Below are 24074 nucleotides of genomic sequence, written 5' to 3' on the forward strand. Positions count from 1 at the left end.
CCAAGCGTTTTCTCCCTCCGGAACCGGCCGGCCCGCGGATCAGTCCAGCGTCGCCGGTGTCGGGCCGTCGGGGCGGACGGTGATGCTGTACGCGGCCTTGGCCGGGACGGAGTGGAAGCGCGGGGTGTGGGCGGGCAGCAGGCGCTCCAGGAGGACGGTCGACTCCTTCAGGGCGAACTGGAGGCCCAGGCAGGCCCGGGGCCCGATGCCGAACGGGAGGTAGCTCCCCGGGTGGGTGGGGCGTCGGCCGGGGGTGGTGAAGCGCGCCGGATCGAACCGCCCGGGGTCCTCCCAGAGCCCGGGGTCCCGGTGGGTGAGGTAGGGGCAGACCAGCACGTCGGTGCCGGCCTCGACCTCGTATCCGGCGAGGACGTCGTCCTCCGCCGCGCAGCGCGGCAGTATCCAGGCGGACGGGTAGAAGCGCAGCGTTTCGTGGACGAGTGCCTGGACGGCCTGCCGCCGCTGGGGTGAGCCCTCGGCGCCGGCGGCGAGGGCCTGCTCCCGCGCCCGGGGGTTTCGGTCCAACAGGAGGTAGAGCCAGGTCAGGGTGGTGGCGGTGGTCTCGTGCCCGGCGACCAGCAGGGTGACCAGCTCGTCGCGGATCAGCCGGTCGGTGTACTCGGGGTGCGTTCCGGCCGCCTGGAGCAGGACGTGCAGCAGGCCCGGGCCGTCGGGTCCTGCCTCCCCGTCGCGGGCGGCGGCGATGGCGTGGCCCGCCACGGCGTCGATCGCGGCCAGCTCCGCGGCGACGGCCTCCTGGGCGGCGGTGCCGTCGGCGGGCAGGCTGGGCAGTGCGGCCACCACGGCGGGTACGGCGGCCAGTTCGCGCTCCGTACCGGGGTCGAGGGGGTGCCCGGTCAGGGACCGCCAGATGGTGTCGAGGGCAAAGCGGCGCATCTCGTCGCCGACGTCGAGGACCTGCCCGGTGCGGGCGTACGAGGCCCAGCGCGCCGCGGTGGTCCGGGCGGCCTCGGTGATCCGCTGCTCGTAGCGGCGCATCCCCCGGCCGGTGAACTGGGACTGCAGCAGGCGCCGTTGCCGCTGCCAGGCCTCACCCGTCGCGGCCAGGACCCCGTCGCCGATCAGCGGCCGGGCGCGGTGCGAGCGCTTCACGTACCGGCCGGGGTGGAGCGCGAGCACGTGCTGCACGGCCTGCGGGGCGGTGACCAGGACGGTCGGGCGCGGGCCGAGCCGGAACGCGGCGACGCCGCCGAGCCGTTCGCGAGCCTGGGCGAAGAGGTCGATGAGCTCCCCTCCGCCGGCCTGCCACTGCCCGACGAGGGCGGGTTCCAGCTCGGGGACCCGGCGGCCGGCCGGGGTCGGGCTCGGGCTCGGGAGGGAGCCGGTGCGGGCATGGGTGGCCACGGGGCTGCTCCTGTTCGACGGCGGTACGCCGTCACGGACCGGGTGCGGGCATCACGCACTGTAGGGGAGCGGGCACGCTGGGCAACAGGCCGCCTTCGGAGGGGGAGCGGTCAGGCGGGGATTTCGATCACGCCGATGGGCTCGGTGGACGGGTGCGCCGAGCCGCCGACGGGTTCGACGGTGACGCCGACTGCCGTGGCGCGCTCGACGGGCCCGTCGAGCAGCTCGATGTGCCAGTTGCCGCGTCCCGGGAAGGTGCCGGCGGGGCGGGGCCCGCCGATGTCGTCGTACCAGAGGGCGTACACCTGGTCCGCGGAGAGTTTCGGCAGGCCGGAGGCGATGAAGGCGGCACGGCTCTCGCTGCGGGAGATGATCACGCAGCCGGTGGCCCCGTCGGGGAACTCCGTGGCGGTGATCCGGGCGTCGGGCGCGGCCAGGACCTCCGCGAGCCGGGCGGCCGGGGCCTGGCCTGCTACGGCGAGACGGGCGCGCGCCTCCTCGGCCGCGCGGTGCTGCAAGTACGCGATCCCGCCGAACGCGGCGGCGAGGGCGAGGGAGGCGGCGAGGGCCCAGCGCAGGGCCCGGCCCGGACGGGCCGCGGGGTGCGGCCGCCGGGGCCCGTCGGCGGCCGGGAGGGGGTCCTGCGGGGTGGCGGCGATCCGGTCGAGGACCCGGCGGCGCAGCCCGGGCGGGGGCGCCACGGGAGCCACCTCGGCCAGCTCGGCGGCGGCCGCGCGGAGGGAGGCGGCCTCGCGGCGGCAGCGGGTGCAGACCGCGAGGTGCCGGGCGAAGGCCTCGTCCTCCTCGGGCGTGAGGGCGTGCAGGACGTACGCGGCGAGCGCGGCGTGCGGGTCGGGAGCGATGGTCATCGGGACGCCTCCAGACAATCGCGCAGCCGTTGCAGCCCGTCGCGCAGCCGTGATTTGACGGTTCCCTCGGGTGATTCCAGGGTGCGCGCCGTCTCGCGGTAGGTCATCCCCTCGTAGAAGGCCAGCCGGACGGCCTCCCGCTGGTCCCGGCTCAGCGCGCCCAGGCAGCGGCGCACGCGGGCGTGCTCGTCGCGGCCCTCCACGGTGTCGGCCACCTCGTCGTACGGCGGGGTACGGTCCAGCAGGGCCGCCTTCTCCTCGCGCTCCGTACGGGCCCGGGCGGCACGGACGCGGTCCACGGCGCGGCGGTGCGCCAGCAGCAGCACCCAGGCGCGCGCGGTGCCGAGTTCCGGCCGGAAGCGGTCGGCGGTACGCCAGACCTCGACCATCACGTCCTGGGTCACCTCCGCGGCCTGGGCCGCGTCCCGCAGGATCCGGCAGGCCAGGCCCATGACGGGGGCGGACAGTGCGTCGTAGATCGGGGCGAACGCCTCCTGGTCGCCCGTGGCGACCCGGAGGAGCAGCGCGTCCAGTGCGCCGCTCTCCGCCCCGGGGCCGTCCGCGACGTCCGCGACGCCCGCGGCGCCTGCGGTGTCCATGCCCTCCGCGGCGCTCGTGGCGTGCGCCGGATGCGCCTCGTCGGCGTCCGCGCTGTCTGCCCTGTCCTCCATCAGACGTCCCGTGTCCTCGGGTGCACCTGATCCCGATCCCACCACTGATACGGGTCCGGCGCATGCGGAGAACGGGGAAGGCGGCGGGATCCCACGACTGCGGGGCCCCCGCCGCCTTCCGTCCCGGCCTGCGGAGCACGTCCTACCAGCGGTGCTTGTAGGAGCAGTCCCAGTGGCCCTTGACCCACTGCTTGTCCCAGTGGCCGGGGACGTACACCCACTTCCAGTGGCCCTTGTGGCTGCGGGAGGAGTCGCTCCATCCGCTGTTCCGGTCGCGGTCACCGTCACGGTTGCCGTCGCGGTTGTCCTTCCAGTCACGGTCCCGGTCCCGGTCCCAGTCACGGTGCCAGTCCCGGACCCACTTCTTCTCCCAGTGGCCCTTGACCCACCGCTTGTCCCAGTGGCCCTTCTTCCAGACGCACTTCTTGCCGTGGTCCTGGGTGACGGATGCCGTGACGGCCGTCTGGGGGGCGGGGGCGGCGACGGCCTGAGCGGCACCGCCGAGGGCCGCGCCGCCCGCGAGCGCTCCGGCCGCGGTGACGGCGACCGCCAGGCGCCTGACTCGGTAGGGAGCGGACATGAATCCCACCTCCTCGCCCTCGAACCTGCGAGGGCTGTGAACGATGTGACACAAGGGATTCGATCCCGAGACCGGGATGGATGGGATTTTTCACGCATTTCTTTCCGAACCCGGTCCCCCACCGGCCCCGAAAACGATCGAGGGGCCGTTTCAGATTGCTCTGAAACGGCCCCTCGATCTACGACTCTCACGAGTCGGGACGACAGGATTTGAACCTGCGACCCCTTGACCCCCAGTCAAGTGCGCTACCAAGCTGCGCCACGTCCCGATGCCCGTTGACCTGGGGTTTCCCCTAGTTGAACGCGCAGGAGAACAATACCGCACTTCCCGGGGTGGTCGCGCGCACGTTTCGTCCCGCGCTGGACGGGCCCGCTTCCCGGCCGGTCCGCACCGCCTCGGTCCCTGCCACCTCAGTCCGTGCCGCCGCCCAGCTCCGGATGGGCCGCGGCCAGCCGCTTCGGGGCCGCCTGGAGCCAGGCGTCCGTGAGGATCGAGCGCAGTTCCTCCTCGTCCTGCACCGCCGCCAGCCGGACCCGGAGCCAGGCGTAGTTGTCGTCGTGGCCCGCGCGCATGAAGAACTTCTCCGGCTCCGCCGCGATCAGCTCGGCCCGGTCCTCCTTGGGACACTTGACCCCGATCGAGGTGTCGTCGTCGGCCAGCGCGGCGAAGATCTTCCCGCTCACCCGGAAGGTCGGCATGCCCCAGGCGAGCTTCTCGCTGCTGTCCGGGAGCGACAGCGCGATCGTACGGACGTCCTGCGCGGTCGTGGCCATCCCCGCGGCTCCTCTCCGGCCTCCGGTGAATGCTTCTCCGACGACCGTAGACCCCGCCACCGGCCACCGCCCGGCCGCCGCCCTCAGGCCCGCCGGTCCTCCCGCTCGTGCAGCAGCGCCACCAGGTCCGCCGCCAGCGCCTTGACCGTGGCCAGCCCCTCCGTACCCCACCGCCTCGGCACCACGTCCACCGCGCACACCGTGCCGAGCACGACCCCCTGCCGGTCCGTCAGCGGGGCGCCCGCGTAGGACCGCACCCCGCTCTCGTCGACCACCGCGTTGCCCGCGAAGCGCGCGAAGTCCCGTACGTCCTCCAGCACCAGCGCCCGCCGCCGCACCACCACGTGCGGGCAGTAGCCGTGGTCCCGGGCCAGGACCCGCGCCGGATATCCGCTCGGCGGGGCCTGCGCGGCATGGTGCAGGCCCGCGAAGAACTGCCGTTCCTCGCCGATGAAGTTGACCCCCGCGTACGGGACGTCCAGTGCCTCGCAGACACGCCGGGCGAATGCGTCCAGCTCCGCGTCCGTCCGCTCCCCCAGGCCCAGTTGACGCAGCCGCACGACCCGTGCGGGCGCTTCCCGGTCCACCGGCGTGAGCAGCAGGTGTCCGGTCGATTCGTAGTACGTCATGACGGTTCCCCCGACTCCGAAGACGATGCAGGTGATAAAGGCATTGCAGGCGATGCGGACGATGAGCGGACGGTGGACATGCACAGGAGATGGCGGACGAGGGCGGCCAGCGCCCCGGTCCCGGAGCTCGTCAGGCGCGCGTCGCACCGTACGACCGGCACCTCCGGCCCGAGTCCCACCGCCTCGCGCACCTCCTCGGGCTCGTAGCGGTGACCGTCGTCGAACTCGTTGACGGCGACGATGAAGCCGATCCCGCGCCGTTCGAAGAAGTCCACGGCGGGGAAGCAGTCGGCGAGCCGGCGGGTGTCGGCGATCACCACCGCCCCGAGGGCCCCCACGCACAGCTCCTCCCACAGGAACCAGAAGCGCTGCTGCCCGGGCGTGCCGAAGAGGTAGAGCACGTGCCGTTCGTCCAGCGTGATCCGGCCGAAGTCCAGCGCCACGGTCGTCGTGGACTTCTCTTCGACCCCCTCCAACGGGTCCGCGGCCTCGCTGAGTCCGCTCAGCAGCTCCTCCGTGCTCAGCGGCTCGATCTCGCTGACCGCGCCCACGAAAGTGGTCTTGCCCGCGCCGAACCCGCCCGCGACCAGGATCTTCAGCGTCGCGGGGGCCGAGGTCGCGGGGGCCGAGGTCGCCGGGCCCGAGGTCGCGGGCACCGCCGCGTCACAGTCGTTTGCGTAGGCCATCGAGCACCGCCCTGAGCAGGTTCTGGTCATCGGCGGCGAAGGACCCGCCGCCCGGGTACCGGGGCGACTGCGCCATGACGGCCCCGTGTTCCATCAGGTCGGACAGCAGCACCTTCACCACCACCGCCGGGAGCCGCAGCTGCCCGGCCACTTCGGCGACCGTGACAGCCGCCGAGCCCGCGCAGAGCCGCAGGGCGAGGGTGTGCTCCGCGCCGAGCGGACCGCGCGGCCGTACGCCGGTCGCGGTCACCAGCGAGAGCAGGTCGAGCGCGACGCCCGGCCGGGTCCGCCCGCCGCTGGCCGTGTACGGGCGCATGACCCGGCCCGCCGAGTCGTCGAGCCACGGTGTGTCACGTCCGTTCCCCGCCCCTGTCCCCGTGCTGGTCCCCGTCCCCGTCCCGTACGGGTACCCCTTCGCGTAGGCCCCCCTCGCGTGGGCCCTCATCGCTCCGGGTCGGCGACGGGCCGCCGCGGCGGGGCCGCAAGGTACGGACGTACGCTCTTGACCAGCATCGCCATCTCGTAGCCGAGCACCCCGGCATCGGCCTCGCGGTCGGCGAGGACCGCCAGGCAGGTCCCGGAACCGGCCGCCGAGACGAAGATGAGCGCGGAGTCGAGCTCGACCACCACCTGCCGGACCTCGGCGCCGTCGGCGAAGCGGGATCCGGCGCTGCGCCCCAGCGAGTACAGCCCGGAGGCCAGGGCCGCCATGTGGTCGGCGCTGTCGGCGTCCAGGCCGTGCACACAGGTCACCAGCCCGTCCGCCGTCAGCAGTACGGCGCTGCGCGTGTACGGCACGCGCTGCACCAGGCCGCTCAGCAGCCAGTCGAGGTCCGAGAGCCGACTGCCTGTCTTCGTCGCCACTTCGCCGCCCATGGGGGTGCGCTCCTTGCTGGGGTGGGGGGTGGGGGTCATGCCCGGTACTCCGACTGCGCGCGGCCGAAGCCCCGTTGGAAGGCGGCCATCAGGCCGGGGTCGTGCAGGGGTTGTTCGGTGCCGTCGGTCCGCCGCGGGGCGGGTGCCTCGCGCAGCTGCGGCGCGAGGTGCTCCTGGGCCCGGCGGCGCGGCAGCGGCGGCCGCCGGTTCTCGGCCGGGGTGCCGGCCGGGGTGCCGGGCTGCGCCTCGGGACGGGTCCCGGGCCGGGGCTCCGCCCAGATCGCGAGCCGGGGCCCTGGCAGGGCCTCGGGCTCCGGCACGGGCGCCGGGGCGGCCACGGCCGAAGGCTCGGGGCGGGGCGCGGGCCGGGGCCCGGGCAGGGTCCCGGGACGGGCCTGCGACCAGATCTCCAGGCGGGGATCCGGACCGGAGCCGGGACCGAGGTCACCCGGCGCCGGGTGCGGGGCCGGCGCTGTCGCCGGGCTCTGGACCGGGACCGGCGCCGGGGCCGAGGCCGGGACCGGAGTCGGCGCCGGGGTCGGCGCCGGAGCCCGGACCGGAGCCGGAGCCGGGGCCCGGACCGGAGCCGGGGCCGGGGCCGGGGTGCGGACCCCGGCTGCCTCCCCGGGCCCGGCCGGGCCGGCGGCCGCGAAGGGACCGTGGGCGGGGACGGACCGGTCCGCGGCCGCGGACCGACCGGGGGCAAAAACGGGGGCGGGAGCGGGACCGGGCGCGAAAACGGGCTCGGGAGCGGGCTCGGGCACAGCGGCGGGCGGGGGCTCCGGAGCCTGTGCGTCGCAGGACCAGAGCGGTACGGCCGGCCCGGCGCCCGGGGGCTCCTGCCGCGGCAGCGCGACCCGTACGGGCTCCAGGGGCGGCACCCCCGTCCCCTCCCCGGTCCCCCAGGAAGTGGCGCGGGAGCCCCCCGCGGCGGCGTCGGCGCCCGGCGCCTCCGCACCCAGCAGCTCCTGCGGCAGCACCAGCACGGCGAGCACTCCGCCGTAGATGTTGGACTTGAGCTCGACGGCGATCCCGTGCCTGCGGGCCAGCGCCGAGACCACGAACAGGCCGATGCGGCCGTCCGCCAGCAGGTGCCGGACGCTGATCTGGTCGGGGTCGCCGAGCAGGGCGTTCATCCGGTGCTGCTCCTCGGCCGGCATGCCCAGCCCCCGGTCCTCGACCTCGACGGCGATCCCGGCGGTGACCCGTTCGGCGCGCAGCACCACGTCGGTGTCGGGGGCGGAGAACACCGTGGCGTTCTCGACCAGTTCGGCCAGCAGGTGCACCACGTCGGCGACGGCGTGGCCGCGGACGCTGCCGCCCGACGGGGGCACCACCTTGACGCGGGTGTACTGCTCGACCTCCGCGACCGAGGAGCGGAGCACCTCGCTCAGGTCGATGGGCCGGGTCCACTGGCGGCGGGAGGCCGCGCCGCCGAGCACGGCGAGGTTCTCCGCGTGGCGGCGGATCCGGGTGGCGAGGTGGTCGACGTGGAAGAGCTCCTTGAGCAGGTCCGGATCCTCGACCGTGTCTTCCAGTTCGTCCAGCAGCGAGATCTCGCGGTGCACCAGGGATTGCAGGCGCCGCGCGAGGTTGACGAAGACCTCGACCTTCCGTTCGCTGTCGGACGGGGTGACCGGTCCGGCCAGCCGTACGAGGGTCGCGTGCGCCTGCTCGCGGGCGCCGCGCAGCTCCTGCGAAAGCAGCCAGAACTCGTCCACCCCGGCCGGGTCGGTACCGACCGGCGGCGAGGTCGGCCCGCCGCGCACCGGGCGGGGCGGGACCTCGCCCCGTTCGAGCCGTTCGGCGGCGGTCCGCAGTTCCTGGCGGCCGCGCACGCTGGACCGGCGCAGCGCCTCGCACCGGTCCTGGACGGCCTTGGCGGAGCGCTGCGCGCCGAGCAGGGCGGCGGCGAGGGCCCCGGCGACGAGCAGGGCGCAGCCGGTGAGCACCGGCCACAGCCGGGCATCGCGCTCTCCGGCTCCCCCGCCGAGCTGCAGGGTGAAGATCACCGCGGCGGCGCCGCTGAGCCCGGCGGCGAGCGCGGGCAGCAGGGCGGCGCGGAGCAGTTGGGGGCGTATCTGCCGGCCCGGACCGGTGACGGCGTGTCTCGACGGGGAGTGGCGGGCGGCGCGGAGTCCGGACATCGGCGTCCTCGGTACGTGGGGCCCGGCCTCCAGCAGTTCCCGGGGCCGGTGTTGATCACCGGATACCCACGCTAGACCGCATGCTCCCGCCCGGGACGGCCAGTTGGGGAAGTTCGCCGGGGTGCTTACCGCTCCCGGTGGAGCGCTCGTACGACAGCCCGATTCCCCGGGGTCGCGGCGCGGCTCCGCACGCCCCCCGCGGAGGCCGGGCGCACGTGGCGTCAGGGGTCGCGCGGTTGGAAGCCCGGGCTCGCCGCAGCCGCCCACCAGGCGGAAGCGGCGCTCGCGGCAGGCTGGTACTCGGACCTGCTCACGGCCGTCGGACTCCCCGACGGGACCGACGCCGGCCGGTGACGCGTCCGGCCCCCTGATCCTGAGGATCAAGGGGCCGGACGCGACGTCGACGACGGGACCTACGAGCCGACCGCCTCGGGTTCCTCGCGGGTCGCGGACGCGGGCCGGCCGGCGGGTGCCGGGCGGGGGGACGCCGCGAGCGCGGGCTCGGGCGCGCCTGCGGCCACGAACGGGCGCCACCACGGCACGGCCGGGATGCCTGCGCCGCCGGGCTCGAAGGGCTGGCCCGGGATCGGGAGGGCGACCGCCGCCCCGGCTCCCTCGGCGGCGGCCAGCGTGCCCTCGCCCGGCTCGTCCCACGAGTGGGGGGCCAGGTTGAAGGTGCCCCAGTGGATGGGCAGCATCGTGCCGTGCGGGGTGCCGCCCTGGAGGTCGAGGTGGGCCCGCATGCCCTCCTCGGGGGTCATGTGGATGTCGGGCCAGTACTCCGAGTAGGCCCCGATCTGGATCATCGTGGCGTCGAAGGGCCCGTGCTCGGCGCCGATCTCCTTGAAGCCGGGGAAGTAGCCGGTGTCCCCGCTGTGGTAGATCCGGTGCTCGTCACCTGCCACCACCCAGGAGGCCCACAGGGTGTGCTGCTGGTTGCGCAGGCCGCGTCCGCAGAAGTGCCGGGCGGGGGTCGCCGTGAGGGAGAGTCCCGCGATCTTGGTGCTCTCGTTCCAGTCGAGCTCGCGCAGCCGGTCGGCCGGGACCCCCCAGCGCTCCAGGTGCGCGCCGACGCCGAGCGGGACGGCGAAGACGGTGTCCGTACCGGCCAGGTCCTTGATCGTCGGCAGGTCCAGGTGGTCGTAGTGGTCGTGGGAGATGACCACCATGTCGACCTTCCCCAGCGAGGCCAGGGGCACCGGCACGGGGTGCAGCCGCTTGGGGCCGGCGAAAGGGAAGGGTGAGCACCGCTCACCCCACACCGGGTCGAAGAGCACCCGCCGCCCGTCGATCTCCGCGAGCACGCTGGAGTGCCCCATCCAGGTCAGCCGCAACCCGCTGACCGGCGGCTTCGCCAGATCGGCGAGGGTGGTCGGGTGCACCGGGATCGGGGCTCCCGGGCTCCTGCGGAGCCGCTGTTCCTTGTGGAAGTAGATCTTGGCGAACTCTTTCATCGACCCGGAGGGCCTGGTCCGGGCCCCGACCGGATTCTGGAAGACGCCGTCGGCGAAGTTGGGCGAGCGGTGGATCCGCTCCAGCCGGGCGCCGGACGGGTCCGCGCCGAAGGCTTCGGGCCGCAGGGCGCGCAGCCGTGGACGCAAGGGACGGGAGCCGGTCAAGGCGCCTCCTGGGAGGATGGGGGGTGTGCGGGGCCGTAGGGGTCTACGACCATCCCAACGCACACCCGCCCCCAAGGATTCCGCTTCCGGCCCCCGTCCACACGCGTTTCGGCCGTGCACACGAGTTTTCAGGCGTACACCCGTGTCGCGACCGCTCGGCACCCCTCCCGCCGGGCGGCTCCCCTCGCCCGCGCCTACAGCGGCATCAGGTCCGGCCGCTTGGCCTCCACGTGGTCCCCGGAGGACTCCCCGCGCAGCCGGCGGCCGATCCACGGCACCAGGTGCTCACGCGCCCACTGGATGTTGTCCCGGGTCACGTCCACCGATCCGCGCGGCTGCTGCGGCGGCCACGGCTGGTCGGGGTCGGTCGGCACCTCCAGGCCGAGCACCTGCGCGGCGCGCAGCGCCACCCGGGTGTGCCCCTCGGGCGACAGGTGCAGCCGGTCGCCGTCCCAGGCCCGCCGGTCCTGCACGGACTTCAGCGACCAGAGGTCGAGCACCGGGCAGTCGTAGCGGTCGGCGATGGCGCGCACGTGCGCGCTGTACGTCGCCACCTTGCCCCGGATGTGCTTGAGGACCGGCACGCCCCGGGTGTCGAAGCCGGTGGTGATCATCACCTGGCCGACGGACCCGGTGAGGTCGGCCACGGCCGCCTCGAACCGCTCCGCCACGTCGTCGGGGTCGCTGCCGGGCCGGATGATGTCGTTGCCCCCGGCGCAGAAGGTCACCAGGTCGGGTGCGAGGGCCTTGGCCCGCGGCACCTGCTCGGCCACGATCTGGTCGAGGAGCCGGCCGCGCACGGCCAGGTTCGCGTACCGGAAGTCGTGCTCGTCGCGCCGATCGGCCAGGAGCACGGCGAGCCGGTCCGCCCAGCCGAGATAGGAATCCCCGGGTCCCGGGTCCCCGACACCCTCGGTGAAGCTGTCCCCGATCGCCGCGTACGAGCCGATGGTCTTGAGTTTCGTCGTCGTCGCTGCCACGGGACACCATCCTTCACTCCCGCAACCAACCTACGCCAACGTAATGAGGGGTTGACGGACCGTGATCTCTACCACGCCGGGGATAAGGAATAAGTACACGTGAGGCCAGGACCCCCCTCGGGCCCCGGCCTCACATGTGTCACCCGCTCCGACGGCGGCTGCCGTCAGAGGCTCGCGCCCTTCGAACGGAGGTAGGCGATCGGGTCCATGTCCGAGCCGTAGGACGGGCTCGTGCGGATCTCGAAGTGCAGGTGCGGGCCGGTCGAGTTGCCGGTGGAACCGGAGAGGCCGATCCGCTGTCCGGCGGTGACGCTCTGGCCGGACGAGACGGAGAGCGAGGACAGGTGGGCGTACTGGGAGTAGTTGCCGTCCGCGTGCCGGATGACGACCTCGTTGCCGTACGAGCCGCTCCAGCCGGCGGAGACCACGGTGCCCGCGCCGACGGCCTTGACGGTGGTGCCGGAGCTCGCGATGAAGTCGACGCCCGTGTGGTAGCCGGAGGACCACATGCTGCCGGCGACCTTGTACTGGGTGGAGACGCCGCCGCTGACGGGGGCCACGAAGCCGGCGCCCGTGGGGGCCTTCTCGGCGGCGGAGGAGCCGGACTTCTGCTTGGCCGGGGCGGCGGAGTCGGCGGAGCCCTTCTTGGCCGAGGGAGCCGAGGGAGCCGAGGCACCGGAACCGGAGGCCTTCGGGGCCGCCTTCTCCGGAGCCGGGGCCGCCTTGGGGGCGGGCCGGGCCGGGGCCTCGGCCGGGGCGGCCTCGCCCTTGGCGCCGAGCGTCAGCTTCAGGCCCGGGTGGATCAGCGACGGGTTGGTGCCGACGGCCTCGCGGTTGTCGGCGTAGAGCCGCTCCCAGCCACCGGTCAGGTCGCGCTCGGCGGCGATCTTGGAGAGGTAGTCGCCCGGCACCACCGTGTAGACGGTCGGCGCGGCCTGCGGCGCTGCCGGGAGCTGCACGGCCTGCGGAGCCGCCTGCGGGGCGCTCTGCACGGCCTGCACCACGGGGGTGGCGGCGGTCGCGGCGGTCGGCGCACCGGCGGCCTGGGCGCCCGTGGCACCCATCAGCGGCAGTGCGAGGGCGGCGCCCCCGGTGCCGGCGGCGGCGAAACCTCGCGATATGGAACCGGACTTGGGACGGCGGTGCTTACCCTTTGCGGGCATGGCGGATTCCTCTCCGTCGCCTGCGAGGTGAGCTGTCGGGTTCGGACTGGAGATGTCCGGCCGTACACCCGGGACCCGCGGAACACGGGCCACATATGTACGGCTTCACCCCGAGCCGTCCCGGTTCAAAGATCCGGAACAGCGGCTTACCTGGTTCCCCCGCTCCTGCCGCGCGCGTGAATAGTCGGGTGCGGTTCCCGGGCGGCGGCAGGATTCGGCGGTCCACCCGGATCGAGGGCGAAGCTAATCGAGTCGGGCGGTACGGAACAAGCCGTGAATTTCCTGACGGATTCACAGGGATGAGGGAGCGACGAAATTCCGGTCACCCTGTGTCCATTCCCCACCGTCAACAACCGCCCCTGCCGGGCAATTCGGCATTCGCGATCAGACACTCACGGTCACCGTATGATCTGGCTCACGGGGAGGCACCCGATCTCGCCTCTGTTTATGGCAAGTTGTTGCCAAGTAGTCCAATTCGGACACCCCACGACGATGCGGAGGAGTTCCCGTGACCCAGCAGATACCCCCGGCCCCGCCGGCGCGACCCGGGTCGGAGCCGGTGCCGGAGCCCGAACTGTCCGGAGTGCGCAATTTCCGTGACGTGGGCGGACTTCCGACCTCCGATGGACGGAGGGTCAGGGCGGGACAACTCTTCCGAAGCGGACATCTGGCACATGCCACCGAAACCGATGCAGAATTTCTCGCATCGCTCGGCCTCCACACCATTTTCGACTTCCGCAACAACGCCGACCATTCACTGGAGGGGCCGGACGTCGAACTGCCCGGTGTACGCAATGTGAACATCCCGCTGTCGGACCCCGCCGACGGCCGGGAGTTCTGGAAGATGGTCCGCGAAGGCGACCTCGACCAGCTCCGCTCGCTGCTCGGCGACGGCAAGGCCGCGGCCCGGATGGCGAAGTCGTACCGCACCATCGTCGAGCAGCGCACCGCCGAGCACAGCCGGGTCGTGCACGCCCTCGCCGAGGACAGCGTCCCGGCCCTGATGCACTGCGCGGCGGGCAAGGACCGCGCCGGGCTGTCCATCGCCGTCACCCTGCTCGCGCTCGGCGTCGAACGCGAGGCGATCGTGGCGGACTACCTGGAGTCGAACGCCCCGCACCGGCGCTACCGGGTGCGCCGCTCCGGCGAGCCGGTCGAGGCCCACTCCCCCGAGGTGATGGAGCTCCTCGCCCCGCTCTTCGACGCCCGGGCCGAGTACCTCAACGCCGCCTTCGACACCATGGACGAGCGGTGGGGCGGGGTCGAGCGCTACCTCGCCGAGGGCCTCGGGCTCACGCCCGAGACCCTCGACCGGCTGCGCGAGCGGCTGCTGACCGACGGGGTCTGAGGCGCGCCGGAGCAGGCGGTCAGCGGTTGCCGACCGCCTGCTTCACCAGGGTCCGGCCGAAGTCCCACATGAGGCCCGACCCGCCGTGCGCCTCGTCCATGACCTCGCGGAAGGCGCCGACGAACCGGTCGACGTCCCGTTCGTCCACGATCAGCGGCGGGATCAGCTTGATCACCTCGAGGTGGTCGCCGGAGACCTGGGTGAGGATCCGGTGCTTCTGGAGCAGCGGCACCACGACCATCTGGGCGAACAGCCCCTTGCGGGCCGCCTGGAGCATGCTCCACCGGCTGCGCAGCCGCAGCGAGGACGGCCGGCCGAACTCGATGCCGATCATCAGGCCGCGCCCCCGCACCTCGTGCAGCAGCTCGTACTCGTCCACCAGGTCCGCGAGCCGCCCGCGCAGCAGGTCCCCCGTCGCCCGGGCGTTCGCCACCACCTCCTCGTCCTCCATGACCGACAGCACCGCCAGCCCGGCCGCCATCGCCTGTGCGTTGGAACCGAAGCTGGCGGAGTGCACGAGCACCCGGTCCATGGACGAGTAGACCTTCCTGAAGATCCAGTCCTTGCCCAGGGTCGCGCCGACCGGCACGTAGCCGCCCGACAGCGCCTTGGCCACGCACACCAGGTCGGGCTCCACGCCCGGCTCGTGCTGGTACGCGTAGAAGTCACCGGTTCGTCCCAGCCCGGTCTGCACCTCGTCCGCGATCAGCAGCGCCTTGTGCCGGTGCAGGAGCTCCTGCGCGGCGAGCAGGAACCCGGGCGGAGCCTCGATGACCCCCTTGCCCTGGATGGGCTCGACGACGAAGGCGGCCACGTCCCCGCGCCTCAGCTCCCGCTCCAGGGCGGCCAGGTCCCCCAGCGCGATCTTCGTGTCGGGGAGCAGCGGGGCGAAGCCGTCCCGGAAGCCGCTCTCCCCGTTCACCGACAACGAGCCCGTGGTCAGCCCGTGGAAGGCGTGGTCGCAGTAGAGGACCCGCGGCCGCCCGGTGGCGAACCGGGCGAACTTCAGGGCCGTCTCCACGGCCTCGGTGCCGCTGTTGCCGAAGAAGACCCGGTCCAGGTGCGGGCTGTACGAGAGGAGCTTCTCGGCCAGCAGCCCGGGCAGCGGCTGGCAGTCGAAGCGGGTGAGGTCGGCGAGCTGGGCGTCCAGGACGTCGTGCAGGGCCCGGCGGACGACCGGGTGGTGCCTGCCCAGGCCCATCACCCCGAACCCGGCCAGCATGTCGAGGTAGTCGTTGCCCTCGGCGTCCCAGAAGTGGGCGCCCTCGGCCCGCTCGTAGACCTTGTCGAAGCCGATGGTGTGCAGCATCCGGGGCAGTTGGTGGTTGAGGTACCGGGCGTGCAGCTCGTACCGTTCGCCGCCGCGCTCGGCCAGCAGGGCGCCGAGGTCGAAGCCCTTGCCCCGGCCGCGCCCGGCCTGTTCGCCCGGGCCCTGTCCGGCTGCGGTCATGCCGACTTGTCCCGGTTCCCGCCGATCGTCTCCCGGGCCGCCCGCAGGGACTCCTTGAGGGAGCCCATGGTGGCGAGGACGGCGGTGGGCTCGTAGCCGCAGTGCGCCATGCAGTTGGCGCAGCGCGGGTCCTTCCCGCGGCCGTACTTGCTCCAGTCGGTGTCGTTGATCAGCTCGCGGTACGTGGGCACGTAGCCGTCGCTCATCAGGTAGCAGGGGCGCTGCCAGCCGAAGAGGGAGTAGTTCGGAATCGCCCAGGCGGTGCAGGGGAAATCCGCCTTTCCTTCCAGGAAGTCCAGGAAGAGCGGCGAGTGGTTGAGCCGCCAGCGGCGCCGGTTGCCGCCCGCGAAGGCCTTCTTGAAGAGGTCGCGGGTCTGTTCCACGCCCAGGAAGTGCTCCTGGTCGGGGGCCTTCTCGTAGGCGTAGGCCGGCGAGATCATCATCTCGTCCACCTGGAGGTCGTCATTGAGGTAGTTGAGTACCTCGATGATCGTCTGCGGTGTGTCGGTGTTGAAGAAGGTGGAGTTGGTGGTGACCCGGAAACCCCGCCTCTTCGCCTCCTTGATGGCCTCGACGGCCTCGTCGAAGACGCCTTCCTTGGCCACCGACTCGTCGTGCCGCTCGCGCAGGCCGTCGATGTGCACGGCGAAGGCGAAGTACGGGGACGGGGTGAACTTCTCGATCTTCTTGCGCAGCAGCATCGCGTTGGTGCAGAGGAATACATACTTCCGCTTGGCTACCAGCTGCCGGACGATCTCGTGGATCTGCGGGTGCATCAGGGGCTCGCCGCCCGCGATGGACACCATGGGCGCGCCGGACTCCAGCACGGCGCCGACCGCTTGGGCGACCGGCATGCGCTGCTTGAGCACCCCGGCCGGGTGCTGGATCTTCCCGCACCCCTCACAGGCCAGGTTGCAGGCGTAGAGCGGTTCCAGCTCGACGATCAGCGGGAACTTCTCACGCTTGCGGAGCTTCTGTTCGAGAAGATAGGTCCCGACCCTGATGGTCTGGCGCAGCGGCATGGCCATCTGGCTCACCTCCTGGGGAGCAGCAAAGAACGGTGCCATTCATAAAACGCGGGCAGTACGGCACGCAGTACGCGGAAGGCCGATATTCCACCGCGGACCGTGCCGATGCGGACGAGCTCATGCTCCGGAGCGTCCACGATCACCCGGACGGCCGCAACTGGACGGCTACCGCCGCCGGCGGCGGTCCACAAGGTGGCCGCGGACTCCATGTCGACCGCGATGGCGCCGGTGGCGCGCAGCTGCGCGCGCTCCTGGCCGCGGACCACGTGGTCGGATCCGGTCAGGGGGCCGATGTGGACGGTCCGGCCGGGTGCGGCCCGGGCCAGTGCCTCGGCGAGCAGGGCGGTTCCGGTGCAGGTGACGTCGCCGTGCGGGTCCCGGGTCTGCTCGGCGACGACCAGGTCGCCGGGGTCCATGCCGGGGACCAGCCCCGCGCAGAACCCGGTCGCGAGGACGGCCGCCCGGTCCATCCCCGGCCGGTCCAGCGCCCGGGAGACGGCCCGCCCGGCCGCGCGCGGGCCCATGCCGGTGCGCAGCAGGGTGTGCCCGGGCGGCGCCGCACCGCGCACGCCGCGGGCCGCGCTGCGCAGCGCGGCCTGCTCGATGCGCAGCGCGCAGGCGACCAGCAGCGGGGCGGAGGCCTCGGCGGACATCACGCTTCCCGGACCCCGGCCGTGGCCGTGCGCGCCACGGCCGGCGCGGACGTCACGGCCGGCGCGGACGCCACGGCCGGCGCGGACGCCACGGCCGGCGCGGACGGCTCCCCGTACAGGTAGCGGCCGAGCGCGGTGAGCGGGAACACCTGGCGGTACAGGTGGTAGTTGATGGAGAAGTCCCAGGGGAAGCCGGTGCCCGTGAAGTGCGGCTCGTCCCAGGTGCCGTCCTCCTCCTGCGTCCGCACCAGGTACGCCACGCCGCGTTCCACCGCCTCGCCGTCCCGCTCGCCTGCCGACAGCAGGGCCATCAGCGCCCAGGCGGTCTGCGAGGCGGTGGAGGCGCCCTTCCCGGCCCACGACCGGTCCTTGTAGGAGCGCTGGTCCTCGCCCCAGCCGCCGTCCGCGTTCTGTACGGATTCCAGCCAGCGCACCGCCCGCCGGATCGCGGGATGCCCCGGGGCGATGCCCGCCGCCGTGAGCGCCGGGACCACCGAGCCGGTCCCGTACACGTAGTTGGTGCCCCAGCGGCCGAACCAGCCGCCCTCCGGCTCCTGTTCGGCGAGCAGCCAGGCGATGCCGCGCCGGGTCCGGGCATCGCCCGCCTTGCCCTCGAAGGCCAGCATCTCCACGACGTGGGCGGTGACGTCGGCCGAGGGAGGGTCGATGACCTCGCCGAAGTCGCAGAAGGGCAGCCGGTTCGGGAAGGGGCTGGTGTTGTCGGCGTCGAAGGCGCCCCACGCGCCGTTCCTCGACTGCATGCCGAGGTTCCAGGACACCCCGCGGGCGATGGCCGCCTCGACCCTGGCCGGGTCGGGGTGCTGGATCCGGCGCAGGGCGAGGACCACCTCGGCGGTGTCGTCGATGTCGGGGTACGTGTCGTTGTGGAACTCGAACGCCCAGCCGCCGGGGGCCAGCGCGGGCCGCCGTACGGCCCAGTCCCCGCTGCGCACGATCTCCTCGCCGAGCATCCAGTCGGCGGCCTTGACCAGCGCCGGATGGTCGGGCCGCAGGCCCGCGTCGGCGAGCGCGATCGCGGCGAGGCAGGTGTCCCAGACCGGCGACTGGCAGGCCTCGATCATCCGGGCGCCGTCCTCGCGCCACACCGCGAACCGGTCCAGGGAGTCCAGCCCGGCGCGCATGACCGGGTGCCCGAGGTCGTAGCCGAGCAGGTGCAGGGCGATGACGGAGTACACGGCGGGCGGCTGGATCCCGCCCCAGCAGCCGTCGTTCTCCTGACGCTCGACGATCCAGCGGCTCGCGCTCGCCATGGCCGCCTTGCGCAGCCGGCGCGGGGCGAACCGCCGGTAGACGTGCAGGGCCCTGTCCATCCGCTGGAAGGCGCCTTCCCAACTGGCCAGCGGGGCGGGCCGCCTGGCCGGGTTCGGGACCCTGGCGTCGGTGTGCAGCTCGTCCAGCGCGAAGGGGCCCGGACGGACCGGGCGGATCGCGGAGACGACCGTGAGGGGGACGATGGTCTGCCGGGCCCAGCAGCCGAAGTCGTAGATGTTCAGGGGGACCCAGGGCGGCAGGAACACCAGCTCGGGCGGGAGTTCGGGCAGGTGTTCCCAGTTCCACCAGCCGAAGAGGGCCAGCCAGATGCGGGTGAAGACCCGGGCGGCGGCGATCCCGCCGTGGGCCCGGATCCAGGCCGAGGCGCGGGCCATGTGCGGGGCGTCCGGCGCGTCACCGGCCAGCCGCAGGGCCACGTACGCCTCGATGGTGGCGGAGAGTTCGGGCGGCCCGCCGTGGAAGGTGCCCCAGGTTCCGTCGTCCCGCTGCTCGCCGCGGATGAAGAGGGCGGCGGCGTACGTGGTCCTCTCGTCCTGGATCCCGAGGAACTGGCGCAGCAGCAGGTCCTCGGCGTCCATGGTGACGTTGGTCTCCAGGTCGCCCTTCCACCAGCCCTCGGGGTCCTGGCGGGCGAGCAGCTGCCGGGTCGCCCGCTCGGTGGCCTCGCGGGCGCCCCGTACGGCGTCCTCGCGCCCCGCGCCCCGCACGGGGTCCCGCCCCGGGTCCGGCGGCGGGCCGGGTGGCGGCCCGGGCGGCGGGGCCGTGCCCGGCCCGGCGGCCCGGCGTGCCGGGTCCGGCGGGCTCACCGCCGCCGGACGGGGGGCGGATCGCGGCACGGCGTCCACCCCGGTGTCGGCGCCGCGGGCGTCCGCGGCGTCGTCGGTCGTCGCTGTCATGGCTTCCCCTTAGAACAGTGTCCTCTGCTGTGCTGGGGTCTGCCGTCGGCCGGAGCGCGCCGCCCTCAGGCGGCGGCTCCGGCCGGCGACTCGCGATTCATATCTGGGACTGCGGCCGGGCGGCGATCACCTCTTGCGCACGACGACGAAGTCGGCGAGGGCGACGAGCTGGTCGCGCACCCGCTGCGGCATGTCGACGTCGTCCAGGGCCCGGACGGCGACGGCGTGCTGGCGGCGCGCCTCGTCGGCGGTCCACTGGCGGCCGCCGGCCGCCTCGATGAGCGCGGCGCGGGCCGCGAACTCCTCCTCCGAGAAGTTCTCGAAGTCGTTGCTCTTGGCGTCGGCGGCGAGCAGCTCGGCGAGTTCCTCGCAGGCGGGTCCACCCGCCGCGAGGGCGGCGACGACCGGCAGGGACTTCTTGCGCTGGCGCAGGTCGCTCCAGGTCTGCTTGCCGGTGGCCTCCGGGTCGCCCCAGATGCCGAGGAGGTCGTCCACGGCCTGGAAGGCGAGGCCCAGGTGGTAGCCGTACTCCTCCAGCTTGTCGGCGGTGCGGTCGTCCGCGCCGCCGAGGACAGCGCCGATCGAGACGGCGCAGGCGAGGAGGGCGCCGGTCTTGTTGCCCTCCATCTCCAGGCACTCCTCGACGCTGACGCTCTCGCGGTGCTCGTACGAGATGTCCTGCGCCTGGCCGTCGATGAGCTTGCGGCTGGCCGTGGTCAGGCGGCGGGCCGCGCGGCCGGCCTCGACGGTGCCGAGCTCCAGCAGCACCTCGTTGGCGAGGGCGAAGAGGGCGTCGCCGACCAGGATCGCGAGGGCCGGTCCGTGCACCTTCCACACCGTGTCCCGGTGGCGGCGCTGCTCGTCGCCGTCCATCAGGTCGTCGTGCAGCAGCGAGAAGTTGTGCACGAGCTCGACCGCGACCGCGCCCGGGATGCCGACCTCGGCCGCGGCGCCCGCGGCCTCGGCGGAGAGCAGCGCGAGGGCGGGTCGCACGGCCTTGCCCCCGTCGCCGTCGGCCGGGTTGCCCTGGGCGTCGATCCAGCCGAAGTGGTAGGCGGCGACGGTGTCCATGGGCGCCGCGAGCCGGTCCACGGCGGCCCGGAGCACGGGGGTCGTCAGCGTGCGGCCGCGCTCCAGGAGGGCGATCGTGTCCGCCTTCTCGGCTCCCCCTCCAGCTGTGCCCGCACTGGCATCCGTGTTCTCGACAGCCGGATTCCCCGGGTTCACTGGCTCTCCTCTGGTTCCTGTAAGTGCTGTGCCGGTCGTACTGGTCGTCGTCATGCCGCCTCCTGCAGAGGGTGTTCGCTGGGGCGGCCGAGCGCGGTGAGTGCGGCGTGTGCCGCGCTCAGTCCGCTCCGGACGGCGCTCTCCATGGTCGCGGGCCAACCGGTCGCGGTCCATGCACCGGCGAGGTAGAGACCCGGCGTGTCGGTCCGCGGGCCGGGGCGCAGCCGGCCGACGCCGGGGGTGGGGGCGAAGGTCGCGGTCCGCTCCCGGGTGACGAAGAAGTCCCGTACCTTGGCGCCGCGCGCGGCGGGCAGCAGCCGTTCCAGCTCGGGCAGGTACTTGTGCCGCAGGACGGACACGGGTTCGTCGATGTCGTCCTGGGCCACCGACTGGGACAGTGCGAGGTACTGGCCGCCGTCGGGGAGCCCGGAGGAGTCGGTGCGGTCGAAGACCCACTGGACCGGGGAGCCGAGGGCGGCGAAGAAGGGCTGCTTGAGCACCTTGCGGTCGTAGACGACGTGGACGTTGAGGATGGGCGCGGTGCCGATGTCGAGGAGTTTGTCGGGGTCGGCGAGGGCGCCGGCGGGGAGCAGGGCGTGCGCCTCGCGCTGCGGGACGGCGAGGACGACGGTCTCCGCGTCGAGGGACTCCTCCTCGGTGTCGATGCGCCAACCGCCCTCCTGCGTACGGGAGACGGCGGTGGCCCGGGCGCGCAGTACGGTCCGCACGCCGGCCGCGTCGAGCGCCTTGCGGGCGAGCGTGTCGTGCAGGTCGCCGAGGGGTACGCGGGCCCAGCCGATGTCGGCGGCGCCGTTCTCGGAGAGCAGGCCGGTCTTGAAGACCATGGCGGCGAGGCCGAGGGAGGACTGCTCGGCGGTGGCGTTGAGGGTGGCGATGCCCACGAGGTCCCACAGGGCCTCGATGGTACGCGGGGACTGGCCGTAGCGGCCGAGCCAGGTCGCGAAGTCGATGCCGTCGAGGGCGGGGTCGGCGGGGTCGAGGCGGCGCAGCGCGAGGGCGGCCCGCCCGACGCTCGCCCGTTCGGCGAGGGAGAGGTGCGGGTAGGTCGCGAGGGACGCGGCCAGGTGCAGGGGCACGGGCAGGGCGCTGCGGCGCAGCCGGCCCAGGCGCGGCCCGCGGGGGTGGGCGACGTCGAGTACGGGGACGTCGAGCCGGTCCTGGAGCGGGGCGAGGGCGGCTCCGTCGACGCGGTCGAGGAACCAGCGGTAGGCGGTGCAGCAGCGCAGGTACACGTGCTGGCCGTTGTCCACGGTGAGTTCGCCGCGCTTGAAGGAGAAGGCGAGCCCGCCGAGCCTGGGCCGGCCTTCGAGCAGGGTGACCCGCAGTCCGGCGTCGGCGAGTTCGAGGGCGGTGGTGACCCCGGCGAGTCCGCCGCCCACGACGACGGCCCGGCCGGCGCCGGTGTCGCTGCCGCTCATGCGTCCTCCCCGCCTGTCGTGTTCCGGCCCGCCGGCACGGCCGTCCGCCCGTCCGGGGCGGGGCCGGAGCCCGCCGGAAGAGACGCGATCCCGCGCGCGCGGGTTGCCCGGGCGCCGCCCGCCTCGCCGGGCGGGCGGGTAGACGTGAGCGGCGCCATCAGCTCCGCCTCCTCGTGCTCTGGCGGGAGATGGTCCGCGCGTCGAGGCCGGACAGGCCGCGCACGGCGACGTACGCCTTCTCGTGCGTCGGCAGCGAGACGCGGCCGCGCAGCACGGCCTCCGGCTCCCGCTCGATCCGGTCGAGCAGGCGCCGGTAGATGCCCGCCATGGCGGCCACGCAGGCGCCGCTGCGCCGGTCGAGCATGGGCAGCAGCCGGTATCCCTCGACGAACAGGGCCCGGGCGCGCCGTACTTCGTGGTGGACGAGCCCGGCGAAGTCGGCGCCGGCTGGTGCCCGGTCGCTGTGGAAGCCTCCGGAGCAGCCGAACTTGGCGAGGTCCTCGGCGGGCAGGTAGGTGCGTCCGTTGGCCGCGTCCTCGCGAACGTCCCGGAGGATGTTGGTGAGTTGCAGGGCGAGGCCGAGGGTGTCGGCGTACTCCGCGGCGCGCGAGGCGTCCGGGACGCCGGGGCCCGCGGCGGCGACCGTGCCGAACACGCCGAGCGAGAGCCGCCCGATGGCTCCGGCCACGCAGCGGCAGTAGGCCTTGAGGTCGTCCCAGGTCTCGTAGGTCTCGCCGCGCACGTCCATGAGGACGCCGTCGATGAGTTCGTCGAGGCCGCCGAGCGGGATCGGGAACCGGCGGGCGGCGTGCGTGAGGGCGACGGCCACCGGGTCGGTGTCGTCCTCGTCGATCTCCCCGGAGCGGATCCGGCCGAGCAGGGCGCGGGTCTCCTCCAGCCTTGCCAGCTTGGCCTCCGGTTCCAGCGTGCCGTCGCCGATGTCGTCGACGCGCCGGGAGAAGGCGTACAGGGCGGACATCGCCTGCCGCTTGTCGGTGGGCAACAGCCGGATGCCGTAAGCGAAGTTGCGCGCCTGCGAGCCGGTGACGGCTTCGCAGTAGCTGTAGGCCGCCAGGACCGGTGCGGACGGCGCGTACGGTGCGTACGCGTGTGTGGGGCCCTCCACGATCGGGCTCACCCCTTTCTCGGCGCTGTGCGCAGGACGGCGGCAACCTCGCGGAGCAGGCCGCTCTTGGTGGGCTTGGGCGGGCCGGGAAGTACGTCGAAGCCGGCGGCGGTGACGGCTCCGAGGGCGGCGCGCCCCCCTCCCACGAAGCCCGCGAGCAGCAGCCGGAGCCGGCCGTGCACGCTGCCCACGAGCGGGCTGCCTTCGTCCAGGAGGTCGCGGGCGCGCTGGGTCTCGTATGCGATCAGGGAGCGTACGGAGGCACCCGCGGACGGGGCCCGCAGGTCGGCCTCGGTCACGTGGAAGCGGCGCATGTCCTGGGCGGGGAGGTAGATCCGGTCCCGGCCGAGGTCCTCGGTGACGTCCTGGAGGTGTTCGGCGATCTGCAGGGCGGTGCAGACCGCGTCGGAGCGGCGGATCCGTTCGGGGGTGCTGGTGCCGGTGAGGGACAGGACGAGGCGGCCCACCGGGTTGGCGGAGAGCTCGCAGTAGCCGACGAGGTCCTCGTACGTCTCGTAGCGCGTGACGCGCTGGTCCTGGCGGTTGGCCCCGATCAGCCCGAGGAACGGCTCGGGGGTGAGGCCGTGGGCGCGGACCACGGGCTGGAGGTCGAGGAGCAGCGGATGGCGCGGCTGACCACCGGGTCCGCCGGATCCGTCGAAGACGCGCAGCAGGTCGGCCTCGAGGGCGTCGAGCATGGCGAGCCGGTCGTCCGTCGCGGCGGGGTCGAGGCCGAGGAGCACGGCGTCCCGGCCGCCGGGGGCGAGGTCGCCGTCGCCGATGTCGTCGACGAGGCGGGCGTAGCCGTAGACCGCCATGAGGCCCTCGCGCCAGGCGCGGGGAAGGAAGGAGGGGGCGACGGGGAAGTTCTCCGCCCGGGCCTTTCCGAGGGTGGCGCGCGCGTGGACCGTGTCGGGCAGGGGGCGGGTGCGGTGCCCCGGGGTCACCGCCCGCCGCCCGGGGCGGGGACGGCCGCATTACCTGGGGGCCGGAGAATTCCCGTAGCCATTGCCGTCACATCTCCCGTTCTACACTGCCGACCTAATACATCCTATTTCGGACACGCCGCCAGGTATTTCCCCGGGGTGCCCCCGGGCCGTTCACCTGCGGGGAATCGTCCCTCTTGTCCCCGATTCAGGACTGCTTCAGCTTACGCTGTACAACGGCGCGGAAGCCGCTCGGGTATTCACTCCGCCACTGAATGTCGTCCCGGCGCACGCGGGGACATGCCGAGGCCCCCGCCACGCTGTGCGGCG

Annotated in this window: 22 protein-coding genes, 1 tRNA gene and 1 riboswitch; of the genes, 1 reads left to right on the forward strand and 22 read right to left on the reverse strand. The window is 73.5% G+C overall.

Annotation, left to right across the window (positions count from 1 at the left end):
- Positions 1-39: 39 nt before the first annotated feature.
- The 14 genes from OG447_RS26380 to OG447_RS26445 form a co-directional block, all read right to left on the reverse strand.
- Entirely contained in the window at positions 40-1365 is a 1326-nt protein-coding gene (locus OG447_RS26380; RefSeq protein ID WP_266939810.1) for a cytochrome P450, read from the reverse strand.
- A 110-nt stretch (positions 1366-1475) separates the two neighbouring features.
- Positions 1476-2234, reverse strand: coding sequence for an anti-sigma factor (locus OG447_RS26385; RefSeq protein ID WP_266939812.1), 759 nt, complete (start codon positions 2232-2234; stop codon positions 1476-1478).
- On the reverse strand, positions 2231-2905 hold the full coding sequence (sigK, locus tag OG447_RS26390) for an ECF RNA polymerase sigma factor SigK (RefSeq protein WP_266939813.1): 675 nt from the start codon (positions 2903-2905) through the stop codon (positions 2231-2233). The genes OG447_RS26385 and sigK overlap by 4 nt, the downstream gene beginning before the upstream one ends.
- 142 nt (positions 2906-3047) lie before the next feature.
- The gene (locus OG447_RS26395; protein WP_266939814.1) at positions 3048-3485 is read right to left on the reverse strand and encodes a hypothetical protein; all 438 of its coding nucleotides are present in this window, start codon (positions 3483-3485) and stop codon (positions 3048-3050) included.
- Between the two features lie 194 nt (positions 3486-3679).
- Positions 3680-3753, reverse strand: a tRNA-Pro gene (locus tag OG447_RS26400).
- Positions 3754-3895: 142 nt separating this feature from the next.
- Positions 3896-4258: an MmcQ/YjbR family DNA-binding protein gene (locus OG447_RS26405; RefSeq protein WP_266939815.1), complete on the reverse strand. Its 363-nt coding sequence runs from the start codon at positions 4256-4258 to the stop codon at positions 3896-3898.
- Positions 4259-4341: 83 nt separating this feature from the next.
- Positions 4342-4887 carry a GAF domain-containing protein gene (locus OG447_RS26410; protein WP_266939816.1) on the reverse strand — a complete coding sequence of 182 codons (546 nt, stop codon included), beginning with the start codon at positions 4885-4887 and terminating at the stop codon, positions 4342-4344.
- Entirely contained in the window at positions 4884-5573 is a 690-nt protein-coding gene (locus tag OG447_RS26415) for an ATP/GTP-binding protein (RefSeq protein ID WP_266939817.1), read from the reverse strand. The genes OG447_RS26410 and OG447_RS26415 overlap by 4 nt, the downstream gene beginning before the upstream one ends.
- Positions 5551-5889: a DUF742 domain-containing protein gene (locus OG447_RS26420; RefSeq protein WP_266939818.1), complete on the reverse strand. Its 339-nt coding sequence runs from the start codon at positions 5887-5889 to the stop codon at positions 5551-5553. Before OG447_RS26420 ends, OG447_RS26415 begins: the two co-directional genes overlap by 23 nt.
- Before the next feature lie 125 nt (positions 5890-6014).
- A complete protein-coding gene (locus OG447_RS26425) occupies positions 6015-6449 on the reverse strand; it encodes a roadblock/LC7 domain-containing protein (RefSeq protein WP_266940154.1) in 435 nt (144 codons plus the stop codon).
- A gap of 35 nt (positions 6450-6484) precedes the next feature.
- A complete protein-coding gene (locus OG447_RS26430; RefSeq protein ID WP_266939819.1) occupies positions 6485-8596 on the reverse strand; it encodes an ATP-binding protein in 2112 nt (703 codons plus the stop codon).
- A gap of 413 nt (positions 8597-9009) precedes the next feature.
- Positions 9010-10215, reverse strand: coding sequence for an MBL fold metallo-hydrolase (locus tag OG447_RS26435; RefSeq protein WP_266939820.1), 1206 nt, complete (start codon positions 10213-10215; stop codon positions 9010-9012).
- Positions 10216-10409: 194 nt separating this feature from the next.
- The gene (locus OG447_RS26440; RefSeq protein WP_266939821.1) at positions 10410-11195 is read right to left on the reverse strand and encodes an SGNH/GDSL hydrolase family protein; all 786 of its coding nucleotides are present in this window, start codon (positions 11193-11195) and stop codon (positions 10410-10412) included.
- A 164-nt stretch (positions 11196-11359) separates the two neighbouring features.
- Positions 11360-12358, reverse strand: coding sequence for a LysM peptidoglycan-binding domain-containing M23 family metallopeptidase (locus tag OG447_RS26445; protein ID WP_266939822.1), 999 nt, complete (start codon positions 12356-12358; stop codon positions 11360-11362).
- Positions 12359-12362: 4 nt separating this feature from the next.
- A riboswitch (cyclic di-AMP (ydaO/yuaA leader) is annotated at positions 12363-12555 on the reverse strand.
- A 362-nt stretch (positions 12556-12917) separates the two neighbouring features.
- Between OG447_RS26445 and OG447_RS26450 the strand changes: the two genes are divergently transcribed.
- Positions 12918-13706, forward strand: coding sequence for a tyrosine-protein phosphatase (locus OG447_RS26450; protein WP_266940155.1), 789 nt, complete (start codon positions 12918-12920; stop codon positions 13704-13706).
- 19 nt (positions 13707-13725) lie between these two features.
- Here the strand turns inward: OG447_RS26450 and OG447_RS26455 are convergent, their stop codons facing one another.
- The 8 genes from OG447_RS26455 to hpnC all read right to left on the reverse strand — a co-directional run bounded on the left by OG447_RS26455 (position 13726) and on the right by hpnC (position 23765).
- A complete protein-coding gene (locus OG447_RS26455) occupies positions 13726-15156 on the reverse strand; it encodes an aspartate aminotransferase family protein (protein WP_266939823.1) in 1431 nt (476 codons plus the stop codon).
- Entirely contained in the window at positions 15153-16184 is a 1032-nt protein-coding gene (gene hpnH / locus OG447_RS26460) for an adenosyl-hopene transferase HpnH (RefSeq protein WP_266939824.1), read from the reverse strand. Before hpnH ends, OG447_RS26455 begins: the two co-directional genes overlap by 4 nt.
- A gap of 5 nt (positions 16185-16189) precedes the next feature.
- A complete protein-coding gene (locus OG447_RS26465; RefSeq protein ID WP_266939825.1) occupies positions 16190-16837 on the reverse strand; it encodes a 1-hydroxy-2-methyl-2-butenyl 4-diphosphate reductase in 648 nt (215 codons plus the stop codon).
- Positions 16837-19026, reverse strand: a complete 2190-nt coding sequence (shc, locus tag OG447_RS26470; RefSeq protein ID WP_266939826.1) for a squalene--hopene cyclase — start codon at positions 19024-19026, stop codon at positions 16837-16839. Before shc ends, OG447_RS26465 begins: the two co-directional genes overlap by 1 nt.
- 126 nt (positions 19027-19152) lie before the next feature.
- Positions 19153-20307: a polyprenyl synthetase family protein gene (locus tag OG447_RS26475; RefSeq protein ID WP_266939827.1), complete on the reverse strand. Its 1155-nt coding sequence runs from the start codon at positions 20305-20307 to the stop codon at positions 19153-19155.
- Entirely contained in the window at positions 20304-21692 is a 1389-nt protein-coding gene (gene hpnE / locus OG447_RS26480) for a hydroxysqualene dehydroxylase HpnE (protein WP_266939828.1), read from the reverse strand. The genes OG447_RS26475 and hpnE overlap by 4 nt, the downstream gene beginning before the upstream one ends.
- 157 nt (positions 21693-21849) lie before the next feature.
- Entirely contained in the window at positions 21850-22818 is a 969-nt protein-coding gene (hpnD, locus tag OG447_RS26485) for a presqualene diphosphate synthase HpnD (protein ID WP_266939830.1), read from the reverse strand.
- 8 nt (positions 22819-22826) lie between these two features.
- Complete coding sequence (gene hpnC / locus OG447_RS26490) at positions 22827-23765, reverse strand: squalene synthase HpnC (RefSeq protein WP_266939832.1); 939 nt, start codon at positions 23763-23765, stop codon at positions 22827-22829.
- Positions 23766-24074: the final 309 nt, after the last annotated feature.

Origin of the sequence: Streptomyces sp. NBC_01408 (assembly GCF_026340255.1) — a bacterium.
GTDB lineage: Bacteria > Actinomycetota > Actinomycetes > Streptomycetales > Streptomycetaceae > Streptomyces.

Coding starts and splice junctions, on each gene's coding strand:
- OG447_RS26385 (WP_266939812.1), bottom strand. CDS start 2,234: ATGACCATCGCTCCCGACCCGCACGCCGCGCTCGCCGCGTACGTCCTG.
- sigK (WP_266939813.1), bottom strand. CDS start 2,905: ATGGAGGACAGGGCAGACAGCGCGGACGCCGACGAGGCGCATCCGGCG.
- OG447_RS26395 (WP_266939814.1), bottom strand. CDS start 3,485: ATGTCCGCTCCCTACCGAGTCAGGCGCCTGGCGGTCGCCGTCACCGCG.
- OG447_RS26405 (WP_266939815.1), bottom strand. CDS start 4,258: ATGGCCACGACCGCGCAGGACGTCCGTACGATCGCGCTGTCGCTCCCG.
- OG447_RS26410 (WP_266939816.1), bottom strand. CDS start 4,887: ATGACGTACTACGAATCGACCGGACACCTGCTGCTCACGCCGGTGGAC.
- OG447_RS26415 (WP_266939817.1), bottom strand. CDS start 5,573: ATGGCCTACGCAAACGACTGTGACGCGGCGGTGCCCGCGACCTCGGGC.
- OG447_RS26420 (WP_266939818.1), bottom strand. CDS start 5,889: ATGCGCCCGTACACGGCCAGCGGCGGGCGGACCCGGCCGGGCGTCGCG.
- OG447_RS26425 (WP_266940154.1), bottom strand. CDS start 6,449: ATGGGCGGCGAAGTGGCGACGAAGACAGGCAGTCGGCTCTCGGACCTC.
- OG447_RS26430 (WP_266939819.1), bottom strand. CDS start 8,596: ATGTCCGGACTCCGCGCCGCCCGCCACTCCCCGTCGAGACACGCCGTC.
- OG447_RS26445 (WP_266939822.1), bottom strand. CDS start 12,358: ATGCCCGCAAAGGGTAAGCACCGCCGTCCCAAGTCCGGTTCCATATCG.
- OG447_RS26455 (WP_266939823.1), bottom strand. CDS start 15,156: ATGACCGCAGCCGGACAGGGCCCGGGCGAACAGGCCGGGCGCGGCCGG.
- hpnH (WP_266939824.1), bottom strand. CDS start 16,184: ATGGCCATGCCGCTGCGCCAGACCATCAGGGTCGGGACCTATCTTCTC.
- OG447_RS26465 (WP_266939825.1), bottom strand. CDS start 16,837: ATGTCCGCCGAGGCCTCCGCCCCGCTGCTGGTCGCCTGCGCGCTGCGC.
- shc (WP_266939826.1), bottom strand. CDS start 19,026: ATGACAGCGACGACCGACGACGCCGCGGACGCCCGCGGCGCCGACACC.
- OG447_RS26475 (WP_266939827.1), bottom strand. CDS start 20,307: ATGACGACGACCAGTACGACCGGCACAGCACTTACAGGAACCAGAGGA.
- hpnE (WP_266939828.1), bottom strand. CDS start 21,692: ATGAGCGGCAGCGACACCGGCGCCGGCCGGGCCGTCGTCGTGGGCGGC.